Source organism: Paraburkholderia sp. Cy-641 (genome assembly GCF_011752945.1).
GTDB lineage: Bacteria > Pseudomonadota > Gammaproteobacteria > Burkholderiales > Burkholderiaceae > Paraburkholderia.
In genome coordinates this window covers 1-13,376 of record NZ_VWWM01000032.1, presented here as the reverse complement: position 1 = coordinate 13,376, position 13,376 = coordinate 1, and the positions used below count along the sequence as shown (strand labels likewise).

Sequence of the window (13,376 nt, the reverse complement as noted above, 5' to 3'; positions counted from 1 at the left end):
CGGCATGCCCCTTCCAACGCCCTCTCTATCCGACCACGATGATTGATTTCTCCATTCCCTACGAGACCCAGCAACTGATCGATACCGTCCGGCGCTTCGTCACGAACGAGGTTCAACCGCTCGAAGCCGACACCGAGCGCGATGGCCGGATTCCAGCCGAACCACTGCAACGCGTGCGCGAGCAGGCGAAGGCGCTCGGCCTGTTCGCGATGAACATGCCGGATTCGGTCGGCGGTGGCGGCCTGTCGAACGTCGATATGTGCTTCGTCGAAGAAGAGCTCGGCAAGACCTCGGACGCGCTGATCCGGCGCATCTTCGGGCAGGTCTATCCGATGCTGCTCGCCTGCGAGGGCGCGCAGCGCGACGACTACCTGTTGCCGACCGTGCGCGGCGAGCGCATCTGCGCGATGGCGATCACCGAGCCCGGCGCGGGCTCCGACGCGGCCGCGATCGCGACCTCGGCGCAGCTCGACGGCAACGAGTGGGTCATCAACGGCCGCAAGCACTTCATCAGCGACGGCGACATCGCCGACTACGTGATCGTGATGGCCGTGACCGACAAGGACAAACGCGCGCGCGGGGGCATCACGCTGTTCCTCGTCGACAAGGGCACGCCGGGTTTCTCGATCACGGGCGTCCAGCCGATGATGGGCCACCGCGGATACGGCCACGCGGAACTGGTGTTCGAGAATTGCCGCGTGCCGACGGCGAAGGTTCTCGGCGGCGTCGGCGAGGGCTTCCGGCTGATCATGTCGAGCGTCTCGTCGATCCGCCTCGCGCATATCGGCGCGCGCGCGTGCGGCATGGCGCAGCGCGTGCTCGAACTGATGCGCCAGTACGCGGCGGAGCGCCGCCAGTTCGGCCAGCCGATCGGCGAGTTCCAGATGGTCCAGCAAATGATCGCCGATTCGGCCACCGAGATCTTCGCCACCCGCACGATGGTGCAGAACACCGCGTGGGAACTCGACCAGGGGCACGACGTGCGCGACAAGGTGTCGATGGTGAAGCTCTACGCGTCGGAGATGATCGGCCGCGTCGCCGATCGCGGCATCCAGGTGTTCGGCGGCATGGGCTTCACGAAGGAGATGCCGCTCGAACGCATCTACCGCGACAGCCGCGTGACCCGCATCTACGACGGCACGTCCGAAATTCACCGCATGCTGATCGCGCGCAGCGTCATCAAGCACGGCCTGACCCTGTGACCTTGGGCCACCCTCACTCTCTTTTCGAACGGACACCCACCATGACGACCCCAGCGCCGGTCAGTACCGGCACCGAAACGAGCTTTCGCAAAACCATGAGCGTCGCCGAACAGGCGCTGTTTACCGGCATCAGCGGTAATCTCGCGACGCTGCATGTCGACGCGCGTGCCGCGCGCGCGGCCGGCTTCGCTGCGCCGCTGTGCTTCGAGCTGGCACTCGCGTCGCTCGCGACGACCTGCCTGAACCGCATCGGCGGCGCCGGCTGGCGGATCGGCGCGCTGGCACTGGACTTTGCCGCGCCCGTGACGGTCGGCACCACGATCGCGGCCTCGGCGCGCGTGATCGAGGCGACGGAACACAGCATCGTCTGCGAGGTGTCCTGCGCGGCGGATAACGGCGGCTCCGTGATCGCCGGCCGCGCGACGCTCGTGCCGGCGGTGCGCTGACTACGTGACGGGAGCCGATCATGTATGAAGTGAAAACGTTCGACAGCCTGCACGTCGGCGACGAAGTCAGAGTCGACAAGACGATCACGGAAGCGGACGGTACGCTGTATATCGCGGCGACCGGAGACTTCGGCCCGATCCATATCGACGACGGCTATGCGGCCGGCACGCGCTTCGGCCAGCGGCTCGCACCGGGCATCATGGTTGCCGGAATCTGCACCAGCGTATTGACGTCGGATCTCGTCGGCACGCTCGGCGTGTCGATCGAGGACCGCTTCTGGTTCACCGGCGCGGTGTGCTACGGCGATACGCTGAGCTTCCGCGTCTGGATCGACGCGATGGACGAAGCCACCCGCACGGTCGCCTGGCGCGCGAGCGCGACGAACGAAGACGGACGCGAAGTGCTGAAGGCCGAAGCGACGCTGAAGTTTCCAAAGCCGCGGCCTGCCGCCTGACCGCTCATCCGGCCCGTGCCCTAGGCCGGTTCGTCCCTTCTCTTATCCCCCTCTTCCCTCATCCGATTCCGCCCATGCGATTTCCCGAAGGCAGCATTCCGGCCGGCTGCGACGGCCCGTTCATTCATATCGTCCGCGTCGACATCGATCCCGAATACGCGGATGCGTTCAACCGCTGGTACGACGAAGTGCATCTGCCCGCGATTCTCGGCTGCCCCGGCTGGCTTTCGGCCCAGCGCTTCGTCGCGATCGAGGGCTCCCCCGTCTATACGGCGATGTACACGATTGCCGGCGACTGGGTGTACGACACGCCGGAATTTCACGCCGTCAAGGGATTCGGGGAATTCACGCCCTATGTGCGGAATTTCACGCGCCTGCGGCTGGCGCCTCTGCCGGCGCGAGGCGATTCGCAGCAGAGGTAAGGCCGCGGCACAGAACGCAAGCCCGCACCCCTCCGCATTTGTTTTTGTTCGCGAGCACAGTCGGCAATCGGTGACTAAACTCGAAGCGTCACTTTCGCGAGATACGGCATTCATCATGCGTCGAGCGATCTGCACGTTCCTCTGGCTCGCGAGCATGCTCGGCACCAGCACGGTCGCATCGGCTCAATCCATACGCGTAGAATCCGGCACCTACGGCGCAAATTGCGGTGCCCGCGAGAGCAACATCACGCGCGATCTCGCGAGGCGCTGCAATACCCTCGACACTTGCCGATACCCCATCGCCCCGCCCGCGTCCTATCGAGCCCGGCATCTTTGCCAAGCCGACCTGAGCGCCACATGGTCCTGCGGATCGGGAGAGCATCACGATGCGATCGTCCGCGCCGCTGCAAATCATGGCGGGACTCTGGTGCTGACCTGTGTGCCGTCTACGGGAGCGGGCAAGTAACCGCGCACCGGCTCTTCATAAGAAAAGGGCTTTAACCGGGCTGCTTCGACACGGCCTGTTTGTTATCGCCCTAAAAGCCTAAAGGTTTGGATAACCCTACCGTTAACAAGGACAAAAGCAAGGACAAAAGATCGGTAGCGCGCGTCGTGTTGCGTGCCGAATAAAACATTCCAGAGGGCTTTGTATTCATGCGAAATAATCAACCGGTCACGCAGCACGAATTCGAGTTTCCCGACAACGCGACGCTGATGTCGACCACGGACACGCAGAGCTACATCACCTACGCAAACGCGGCCTTTGTCGAAGTCAGCGGCTTCAGTCCCGAGGAAATCCACGGTCAGCCGCACAACATGGTGCGGCATCCGGACATGCCCAAAGAAGCCTTCGCCGATATGTGGGCCACGCTCAAAAGCGGCGAACCCTGGACCGCTTTGGTAAAGAACCGGCGCAAGAACGGCGACCATTACTGGGTCCGCGCCAACGCGACACCCGTCGTGAGAGACGGCCGGCCGGCGGGTTATATGTCCGTGCGGACCAAGGCCTCGCGCGAAGAGATTGCAGCCGCCGAAGCGCTCTATAAGGATTTCCGCGAAGGCAAGGCCGGCAAGCGCCGCTTTCACAAGGGCTTGATCGTGCGCACCGGTCTGATGGGCTGGACTTCGATCCTGCAAACGATGCCCGTGCGCTGGCGCATCCGCTCGACCCTGCTGGCGCTCGTGCCGCTGCTTATCGCCGGAGTCTGGGCGCTCGGCCTGAGCGGCGCCGCGCTCGGTTCCTTTGCCGGAATCGCCGCGCTCGCCTCGGCGTTGGCCTCGTGGTGCCTGGAAGCGCAGATTTCGCGGCCGCTCGAACAGATGCGCAAGCAGGCGTTGCGCGTGGCCTCGGGCGAAAGCCAATCGGTCGTGCATATGAACCGCGTCGACGAAATCGGCATGACGCTGCGCACGATCGGCCAGCTCGGCCTGATGTTTCGCTGGCTGATCGACGACGTCAGCGGGCAGGTTCTCAATGTTCAGACCGCGAGCAACGAAATCGCGCAGGGCAACCATGATTTGAGCGCGCGCACCGAGCAGGCCGCCACGAACGTGCAGGAAACGGCAACCTCGATGACGCAGATGACCGCCACGGTAAAGAGCAATGCCGAAACGGCCACCCAGGCCAACCAGCTTTCGGGCTCGGCAAGCGAGGCGGCGGCGAGAGGCGGACAGGCGGTGTCGGAAGTCGTGACCACGATGAACGAGATCACCGACAGCTCGAAGAGAATCGCCGACATCATCGGCGTCATCGACGGCATCGCGTTTCAGACCAACATCCTGGCGCTCAATGCAGCGGTCGAGGCGGCGCGTGCCGGCGAGCAGGGACGCGGGTTTGCGGTGGTCGCGGCCGAGGTCCGCGCGCTCGCGCAGCGCAGTGCGAGCGCGGCCAAGGAGATCAAAAACCTGATTAGCGCGAGCGTCGAGAAAGTCGAGTCCGGCTCCCGGCTGGTCGACGACGCCGGCAAGACCATGGACGAGATCGTCGTTCAGGTGAAACGGGTCTCGGATCTGATTGCCGAGATCAGCTCCGCAACCCTTGAGCAGAGCAGCGGCATTACGCAGGTGAGTCAGGCGGTCGGCGACCTCGACCACATCACCCAGCAGAACGCCGCGCTGGTCGAGCAAAGCGCGGCAGCATCGGAAAGCCTGAAGCAGCAGACGACGCGCCTTGCCGAAGCGGTCAGCGTTTTTCGCTGACGGTGCCGGACGAGGCGTGCGGGTGATTCCTCAGGACTGTGCATGAGCTGGGATGCTGGGTGCTATTCTCCGGGTGCTATTCTCCAATAGCCACCCACTCCCTTCTCTATCGCGGCAAGATGAAAGCCTCTGTCCTTCCCGACTTTTATCAAATCACACCTGAACCGATTGACCCGCCGCATTTCGACACGTTTCTTCGGCAACTGGCCGCTACGCTCGAAGCGGGAATCCAGCTCGTTCAACTCCGGGCCAAACATCTGGAGAAGCACGATCACCTGAATCTCGCGCGACGCACACGCGATCTGTGCCGTCAGCATGGAGCCATGCTGATGCTCAATGGTCCTATCGAAATGGCGGTGGAGATCGGCTGCGATGGCGTGCATCTGAACAGCCATGCACTCATGTCGCTGAAAGAGCCTCCGGCGCATGATGCCATGCTCGTTTCGGCCGCTTGCCATAGTGCCGGGCAGCTTGCGCAGGCGAACAAGATAGGCGCGGATTTCGTCACGCTTTCGCCGGTTCTTCCGACACGCACGCACCCCGACGCCACGCCGCTCGGCTGGCAACATTTCGGCCAACTCGTTGCCGGTTCACGCGTCCCCGTGTTCGCGCTGGGCGGGATGACCCCAGCCCTGCTGGACGAAGCGAGAAAAGCAGGGGCCTGGGGAATCGCCGCCATTTCGGCGAGCTGGCGCGGTGATGCCTGATGTCGTTGGCGCGCTGAGGGTTTCGCTATTGCGTTTGCACCGGATCGGCGCGCAGTAGTCCCGACAAATGCCCGCTACGGCCATCCCTCTATAGCGCGATCGGTCATCGCCGCACGCGCCTCGACGCCCCAACCACTCATCGTCGCGCAGATAACCGAGCCAGATCGCCGCCGGCTATAGCGACACCCGCGCGCCACCATCGAACGGCATCACGAGCGCGGCCAGCGACAACCCGTTCCACCTGGCGCAGTATTACGTCCTGTCCAGGCGTACCGGCCTGTATGCTCTGGAAGCGTATCAGCACGCGGGCGGCAAGACCATCATCAACGCGACGGCGGATGTCGGCGACGCCCAGAACGGCTCGCCGGCTTCGTCGCGTAGCATGGTCGCCATCGGCGTCGGCATCGTTCACCGCTTCCAATGACCTGAGCAGACCCGGCTGCGCGCCGCCGCAGCCCATCCATAAACAGAGACGGAGACAACAACATGGAACCCACCCCCGCGTCCGAGCAGGCTCCGCGCCGCGTGCGCCGCGCCCAGACCGTGGCGCTGACGCTGCTGATGGTGAGCGGCGTCGTGAACTATCTCGATCGCGGCACGCTCGCGGTCGCCAATTCGCTGATCCGCAACGACCTGGGTCTCTCGCTCGGCGAAATGGGTGTGCTGCTCTCGGCATTCGCCTGGAGCTATGCGCTCTTCCAATTGCCGATCGGCGGTCTCGTCGATCGCGTCGGCCCGCGCAAGCTGCTGGGCCTCGGCCTGATCGTCTGGTCGGCGGCTCAGATCGCGGGCGGTCTCGTGTCCACGTTCGGCTGGTTCGTCGTCGCGCGCATCGTGCTCGGCATCGGCGAGTCGCCTCAGTATCCGTCGGCGGCGCGCGTCGTCAGCAACTGGTTTCCGCTGCGCGCACGCGGCAAGCCGACCGGCATCTACAACTCGGCGTCGCCGCTCGGCTCGGCGCTCGCACCGCTCTGCCTGTCGCCGCTCGTCGTGGCCTTTCACTGGCGCTCGGCGTTCATTCTCACGGGCGTGCTCGGGCTCGTGGTCGCGGTGATCTGGCTCGCGAGTTATCGCGACCCGGACCCGGCGACGCTGACGCCGGAAGAAACGCGCTACCTGAAGGGCGACGCCGTCGCGACGAAACCCGCCGAGATGCTGAGCTTCGCGGACTGGCGCGCGCTGTTCTCGAACATGACGACGTGGGGCATGCTGATCGGCTTTTTCGGCTCGGCGTATCTGAACTGGGTCTATCTGACCTGGCTGCCCGGCTATCTGACGATCGAGCGTCACATGACCATGACGCGCACCGGCATCGCGGCATCCGTGCCGTTCTTCTGCGGCTTTTTCGGCGCGATCATCGCGGGATGGTTCTCCGACCTCATCACGCGCAACAGCACCTCGCCCGTGACGAGCCGGCGCAACGCGGTCGTCATCACGATGCTCGGCATGGTGGCGTTCACCGTGCCGGCCGCGCTCGTCGAAAGCAACACGCTCGCCATTGTCTGCATCTCGGTCGTGATCTTTTTCGCCAACGCGGCGTCCGCCTGTTCATGGTCGCTCGCGACCGCCGCCGCGCCCGCGAACCGGGTCGGCTCGCTCGGCGCGATCCAGAACTTCGGCGCGTTTCTCGGCAGTGCGCTGGCGCCTATTTTCACGGGCTATATCGCCCAAGCGTGGTCGTTCGTGCCGGCGCTGCTGACCGGCGCCGCGATCGCCTTCGTCGGCGCGATGAGCTACCTGTTCCTCGTGCGCAAACCGATCGAAAGTGAAACGGCTTCGGGCGGCGCGGCACGCGCGCCCGCCTGACGAGCGGCCCGTTCAACCCGCTCCGGCAATTCGTTCAACCCTACTCGCGAGGACAACCCCGACATGTCCCTCTCTACTTCTTCGGCACGCCCGTCGCAATCGATCGAAGGTATCGTTCCCGTCATGCTGACGCCCTTCGACGACACCGGCGCCATCGACTACCCCGGGCTCGAACGGCTGATCGAGTGGTATCTCGCCCACGGCTCAGACGCGCTCTTCGCCGTGGCGCAATCGAGCGAGATGCAGTTCCTGAGTCTCGCGGAGCGCGCCGCGCTCGGCCGCTTCGTCGTCGAGCGGGTGGCGGGCCGCGTGCCGGTGGTGGTCTCGGGCCACATCAGCGACGATCCCGACGCGCAGGCCGAGGAACTCAATGCCGCCGCGGCCACCGGCGCCGACGGCATCGTGCTGGTGACGAACCACCTCGATCCGCGCCGCGAAGGCACGGAAGCGTTCTCGGCCAATCTGCGCCGGCTGATGAGCCGCCTGCCTTCCGACATTCCGCTCGGACTATACGAATGTCCGGCGCCCTACCGGCGCCTGCTCTCCGACGACGAACTCAGGCTGTGCATCGACACCGGCCGCTTCGTGATGCTAAAGGACGTGAGCTGCGATCTCGACACGGTGAAGCGCCGCGTCGCCCTGGCAAAGGGATCGCCGATGAAGATCCTGAATGCGAATGCCGCGATTGCCTGGGATGCGATGAAAGCCGGATCGGCGGGATTCAACGGTGTGTTCGCGAACTTTCACCCGGACCTCTACAACTGGCTGCGCAACCGCGCCGACGAGAACCCCGCGCTCGCCCGCGAGCTCTCGGTCTTTCTCGCGCTCGCGGCGGTATCCGAGGCACTCGGCCATCCCGCGCTCTCCAAGATGTACCACCAGCGCATCGGTACGTTCCAGTCGATTCGCTGCCGCGTGATCGACTACGACGTGCGCGAGCGCTTCTGGGGGCTCGACGCGGTGCTCGACAAGATCGTCGAAGGAACCGAGCATTTCCGTTCGCGCATTGCAGCCGGCCGCTGACAGGAGGCGAAAGCATGCGTTGAAGAATGAGCTGCGCCATACGCCAGAAACTGGCGTATGGATAAAACCGCTGACGCTCAGTTCGATTGCCCGATCTTGATCATCGGAATCGAGTTGCCGAGCATGGTCGACGGATAGTGGCCGTCCCACTTTTCGATGCGCATTTTTTCGAGCAGCGACGGGTTGTCCACGAGCGACTTGCCGAGAATGTCGTTGGCCTTCGCCGTGTTCTCCGCGACCTGTAGCGCCGCTTCGCTTTCCACCACGCGCTTCTGGGCTTCCCATCGGGTCTGGGCGATTTCGTTCTCGACACGCTGCGCGTTCTGCTGCGCCGTGATCTTGGCTTCGATCGCGTCGTTGAACTGCTTGCTGAACTGGAAATCGACGATGTTCACCGCACTGACATTCACGCCGATGTTCTGAAAACGGTTCAGCAAGGCCTCGCGCATCTCCTGGCTGACCTGGTCTCGCTTCTGGATCAGATCGGTCGCATCGTAGCGTGCCGTGACGGCTTTCGCGATGTCGTGCACGGCCGGGTCCATCACCGTGGTCCACGGATCGCTGCTATAGGTCACGAAGATCGAAGTAGCCGATGCCGGCAAGATGTTGAAGTTGATCGAAACCTTCATGTCGACCTGCTGCAGGTCTTTCGACGAACCCGCGACATCCGATGTCGCCTTGTTGACGCCGACATAGACGTTATTCATGCTCTGCGCGATCGGAATACGGAAGTGAATGCCGGGCGAGTACATGCTGCTCGACGGAGAACCGAACGTGGTCTTCACGCCGACATAGCCGGCGGGCACCGTGGCGGAAAATGAGGAGGCGGCGACAAGAACGACCAGAACACCCACGCCGATAATAATGCCGCGCATCAATCCCGGCTTTGCGGGGTTTTCGTTTTTCGGCGTGGCGCCGCTCGACTTGAAAATGTTCATGTCATTCTCCAGGTTTAAAAAAATAAGAGACGCTGAGTTCTCGCGGCTGGACTGATGCCACTCGCCGGTTTCTTTCCGGTCATCCCTGCTTCGTCGCGGATACGGACTCGGGCCGCACTGACTGCCGGCCGCCCCGAAACCCGCTTTGCTTGCGCATCCTGCCCGCGCGTTTTGCATGTCCGTTTTGCATGTCCGTTTTACCTGCGCATCCGCGTCCCGCGACATCGATCAAGGTAGGTCGTGCAGCGCTACCGCATGGAATGTAGGCGACATAGTAGGCATGCCCGCACTGTTCGTCCAGACTGCGCCGCACCGGCAGGTCATACGCGAAGCCCCGCTCTCGGGCGGCGATCTGTCATGAGCGTCATGCTCGCCCGGCCTCTCGCGGCGACCGGTTCTGAAAATCGAAAAAAAACGCGCCGACAGCAATATTTTTTTATGAATCGAATGGTCCATTCCGCCGGCTCGTTCGCCTTGGTTATCAGAAGAGTGCCAGCGTAAAGATCATGCAACCGGATACGTATCGTGCAATGGGCTTCGTCCCGTTTGCACGGTCGTATCTCGCGCATTTTCTCCGCAAGGCAGAGGCCGTATACTGGAATCCGAACCGTTAGCCGGGAGGAAGAGAGAAGCGCTCTTCCATCGGCGCTGACATCACGGCACGGCGGGCCGCACGGCGCCGCGCCCGGCACTGACTTCCACTCGTCGAGCCCGTCACATCATGAGAAGAACCTCTCCGCGCGCCCCCCTGCGAGTCAGCGCCGCCCCCACCCTCATGGCCGTCGTCGCGCCAACGCTGCCGCTCGCCGGCTGCGCATCGCATGGCGCACCGTCCTATGCGCTATTCGGCGCCTATTTCCCGCTCTGGCTCGTGAGCGCGATCGCCGGCATCGTCGGCGCGATCGTCGCGCATCGCGTATTCGTCGCGACGGGCTGGGCCGCCATCGTGCCGTACCAGCTCGCCGTCTGCTCGGCCATCGGGCTCGTGGTGGCCGTCATCGCCTGGCTCGCCGGCACGGGGCCGTTCGCATGAAGACCGCCGGACTCCCCCGCCACGCCCTGAAAGGCCGCGTGATCGCGCTGGCGATCGTCGCGCTCGGCATCGCCGCGCTCGCCTATGCGTACTACCGCGCGACGGCCTACCCCTCCACCGACGACGCCTCGATCGACGCGGACGTGGTGCACGTCGCCTCGCCTGTCGGCGGCCGCATCGTGCAGCTCGCGGTACACGAGAACCAGCGCGTCGCCAGGGGCGACCTGCTGTATGAAATCGATCCGGTGCCGTACCAGTTGACGGTCGCACAGGCGCAAGCCGACCTCGAACTCGCGCGCGCCTCGCTCGACACGCGGCGCCGCGCGCTGATCGGCGAACACTCGAACGCGGCGGTCGCCGCCGAACAGGTCAAGCGCGCGGAGCAGAATTACGATCTCGCGGCACGCGACGTGCAGCGGCTCGCCCCGCTCGCCGCACAGGGCTACGTCAGCGCGCAGCAGTTCGACCAGGTGAAGACCCGGCAACACGACGCGGCCGTGTCGCTCGCGCAGGCGCAGGAGCAACAGCGCGCCTCCGCGCAGACGATCGGCACCGACGCCGACGCGATCGCCACGCTGCATGCGCGCGAAGCCGCGCTCGCCCGCGCGCGGCACGCGCTCGACGATACCGTCGTGCGCGCGCCGCATGACGGGCTCGTGACAGGCCTGACGGTGCTGGCCGGCGAAACCGTCGCACCGAGCCAGGCGATCTTCACGCTGATCGACACGAGCGAATGGTTCGCGGTCGGCAATTTCCGCGAGACCGCGCTCGGGCAGATCGAGGTCGGCGACTGCGCCACCGTCTATTCGATGATCGACCGCAAGCGCCCGCTGACCGGCAAGGTCGTCGGCATCGGCGCGGGCGTCGCGGACAGCGATCGCATCAATCTGCCGCGCACGCTGCCGATCGTGCAGCGCTCGGTGAACTGGGTCCACGTCGCGCAGCGCTTCCCGGTGCGCGTGAAGCTCGACGAACCCGACGGCAAGCTCGTGCGCGTCGGCGCCAGCGCCATCGTCGAGGTCCGGCATGGCTCGGCCTGCCGCTGACGTCCGCGCGCCGGGTCCGCGCGAAATCCTGCGGCTGCTCGCGCCGTTTCCGGGGCGCGCGGCAATCGCCGTGCGCGTCGCACTGATCTGCGCGCTGACCCTGCTCGTGACGAGCGGCTACAGCACGCCGAACGCCGCGAACTCCGTGTACATCGTGTTCTTCCTGAACCGGACCGACCGCGTGACGAGCGCCCTGCTCGCGGCCGCGATGCTGGTGCTGGTCACGTTCGTGATCGCGCTCGTGCTCGGCGTGGCGATCTTCAGCATCGACTATCCGGTGCTGCGCGTCGCCTGCATGGCGGTGCTGTCGGTCGGCCTGCTCTACCTGACGTCGGCGAGCAAGCTGCGGCCGGTCGGCGCGACCGTCGCGATGATCACGGGCTTCGGGCTCGACGAACTCGGCCTCGCGCCGCTCGGCGAAGCCGCGACGCGCGGCCTGCTGTATGCCTGGCTGATGGTGGCGATCCCGGTCGGCATCACGCTTGTCGTCAGCCTGCTGATCGCGCCGTCGCCACGCCGGCTCGCGCTCGCGCAACTCGCGCGGCGGCTGCGGCTCGCGGCGCAGCGGCTGCGCAACGGCGATCACGCAAACGGCGAGGCGCGCGCCGGACTCGACGCATGCCTGCGCGAAGGCGACGGACAACTGCTCACATGGCTCAAGCTGTCGAAGCTCGAAGGCACCTCGTCCGCCGCCGATGTCGCCGCGCTGCGGCAGGCCGTCGCGTCGAGCACGGCGCTGCTCGTCGCGCTTGCGCTCGCCGACCGCGAACCGGATGCGCGGCTGCCCGACGCATTCGCGGCGCCGCTCGCGGCCACGCTCGACGAGATGGCCGGCATTCTCGAACAGGGCGGCTATCCGGTCGACGTGACGCTCGCGCTACCGCCCATCGAAACGCTGCCGCCGCTCGCGCGCATCGCCGCGATGGACCTGTACGCGGCGATCGTGCATTTCGCGCAGCCATGCGTAACGAGCGGCGCATCGGGCGATGCGGCAACGGCCACTCCTGCCGCCACCACAACCACCGCAGCCACGCCCTCGACCGGCCCCGAACCCAAACCCGCCGCGCCACGCGGCGGCTTCTTCCTGCCCGACGCCCGCAGCAATCCCGACCATATCCGCTACGCGCTGAAAACGACGGCCGCGGCGATGTTCTGCTACCTGCTGTACTCGCAACTCGACTGGCAGGGCATTCATACCTGCGTCATCACCTGCTACATGGTGTCGCTCGGCTCGACCGCCGAAACGGTCGAAAAGCTCACGCTGCGGATCGCCGGCTGTATCGTCGGCGCGCTGATCGGCACGGCGATGATCGTGTTCGTCGTGCCGTCGCTCTCGTCGATCGGCCATCTGATGGCGCTGGTGTTCGTCGGCGCGGCGCTGTCCGCATGGGTCGCGTTCGGCTCGCCGCGCATCGCCTACGCAGGCTTCCAGGTGGCATTCGCGTTCTTCCTGTGCGTGATCCAGGGCGCCGGTCCCGGTTTCGACCTGACGCTCGCGCGCGACCGCACGATCGGCATCCTGCTCGGCAATCTCGTCGTCTATCTCGTGTTCACGCGCATCTGGCCCGTCAGCATCGGCAAGCAGATCGACGTCGCGCTTGCGGCTCTGCTCGACCAGTGGCGAGGTCTCGCGCGAATCGCGCAACCGGCCGAGCGACGCGTGCAAGCCGCCGATGCGTTGGCGCGCCGCGGCGCGATCGCGCAGCAGCTCGGCCTGATCCACTACGAACCGTCGTGGGTACGGCCGGCCGCGACGTGGCTCGCCGCGCGGCGGCGCGCGCTGGCCGCGCTCGATGCGCTCGAAGGCCCGTTGTTCCTGCTCGCCGAACGCGCGCCGGACGACGCGGCGATCGGCACGCGGCTCGCCCGCGTGGCCGAACTGCGCGACGCAGCCTCCGCGTCGGACTCGCACGAAGCGCGTCGCACCGCCAGCATGCCGGCCGCGCCGTCGGCCGACGAGCGCCCCGACCCCGCGCGCGACGCGCTGCTGCACCTGATCGATACACGGCTCCCCGCTCTCGCCGATGCCGACCGTCAAGCCCCTCCGCAGGCGTCGCCCGCCCCGCTCCCGACCCGACCCGCCCGCCCCGCCCCCGCGT

Annotated in this window: 12 protein-coding genes and 1 pseudogene; 12 read left to right on the top strand and 1 reads right to left on the bottom strand. The window is 65.6% G+C overall.

Going from position 1 to position 13,376, the window contains the following annotated elements; translation table 11 throughout:
- The first annotated feature begins 38 nt into the window (after window positions 1–38).
- The 9 genes and pseudogenes from F3J20_RS18855 to F3J20_RS18820 all read left to right on the top strand — a co-directional run bounded on the left by F3J20_RS18855 (window position 39) and on the right by F3J20_RS18820 (window position 8,260).
- Window positions 39–1,202, top strand: a complete 1,164-nt coding sequence (locus F3J20_RS18855; protein WP_167284185.1) for an acyl-CoA dehydrogenase family protein — start codon at window positions 39–41, stop codon at window positions 1,200–1,202.
- 41 nt (window positions 1,203–1,243) lie between these two features.
- Window positions 1,244–1,648 (top strand): MaoC/PaaZ C-terminal domain-containing protein, encoded by a 405-nt coding sequence (locus tag F3J20_RS18850; RefSeq protein ID WP_167048970.1) that lies wholly within the window; start codon window positions 1,244–1,246, stop codon window positions 1,646–1,648.
- 20 nt (window positions 1,649–1,668) lie between these two features.
- Entirely contained in the window at window positions 1,669–2,103 is a 435-nt protein-coding gene (locus F3J20_RS18845) for a MaoC/PaaZ C-terminal domain-containing protein (protein WP_167048972.1), read from the top strand.
- A 74-nt stretch (window positions 2,104–2,177) separates the two neighbouring features.
- On the top strand, window positions 2,178–2,525 hold the full coding sequence (locus F3J20_RS18840) for a DUF4286 family protein (protein ID WP_167284184.1): 348 nt from the start codon (window positions 2,178–2,180) through the stop codon (window positions 2,523–2,525).
- Between the two features lie 654 nt (window positions 2,526–3,179).
- Complete coding sequence (locus tag F3J20_RS18835) at window positions 3,180–4,724, top strand: PAS domain-containing methyl-accepting chemotaxis protein (RefSeq protein ID WP_167284183.1); 1,545 nt, start codon at window positions 3,180–3,182, stop codon at window positions 4,722–4,724.
- Between the two features lie 119 nt (window positions 4,725–4,843).
- Window positions 4,844–5,431, top strand: a complete 588-nt coding sequence (locus tag F3J20_RS18830; protein WP_167284182.1) for a thiamine phosphate synthase — start codon at window positions 4,844–4,846, stop codon at window positions 5,429–5,431.
- Between the two features lie 166 nt (window positions 5,432–5,597).
- A pseudogene (locus F3J20_RS32165) lies at window positions 5,598–5,855 on the top strand (porin); the annotation flags it as partial.
- A gap of 62 nt (window positions 5,856–5,917) precedes the next feature.
- Window positions 5,918–7,237, top strand: coding sequence for an MFS transporter (locus F3J20_RS18825; RefSeq protein ID WP_167284181.1), 1,320 nt, complete (start codon window positions 5,918–5,920; stop codon window positions 7,235–7,237).
- A 63-nt stretch (window positions 7,238–7,300) separates the two neighbouring features.
- A complete protein-coding gene (locus F3J20_RS18820; protein ID WP_167048988.1) occupies window positions 7,301–8,260 on the top strand; it encodes a dihydrodipicolinate synthase family protein in 960 nt (319 codons plus the stop codon).
- A 77-nt stretch (window positions 8,261–8,337) separates the two neighbouring features.
- On the opposite strand, the gene F3J20_RS18815 is transcribed toward F3J20_RS18820, so the two are convergent.
- Window positions 8,338–9,198, bottom strand: coding sequence for a prohibitin family protein (locus F3J20_RS18815; protein WP_167048990.1), 861 nt, complete (start codon window positions 9,196–9,198; stop codon window positions 8,338–8,340).
- Window positions 9,199–9,919: 721 nt separating this feature from the next.
- Here F3J20_RS18815 and F3J20_RS18810 point away from each other — a divergent pair.
- The 3 genes from F3J20_RS18810 to F3J20_RS18800 all read left to right on the top strand — a co-directional run.
- The gene (locus F3J20_RS18810) at window positions 9,920–10,231 is read left to right on the top strand and encodes a hypothetical protein (RefSeq protein ID WP_167284180.1); all 312 of its coding nucleotides are present in this window, start codon (window positions 9,920–9,922) and stop codon (window positions 10,229–10,231) included.
- On the top strand, window positions 10,228–11,277 hold the full coding sequence (mdtN, locus tag F3J20_RS18805; protein WP_167284179.1) for a multidrug transporter subunit MdtN: 1,050 nt from the start codon (window positions 10,228–10,230) through the stop codon (window positions 11,275–11,277). Before F3J20_RS18810 ends, mdtN begins: the two co-directional genes overlap by 4 nt.
- A partial coding sequence (locus tag F3J20_RS18800) for an FUSC family protein (protein ID WP_167284178.1) occupies window positions 11,258–13,376 on the top strand: 2,119 nt, incomplete at its 3' end. The genes mdtN and F3J20_RS18800, both read left to right, overlap by 20 nt.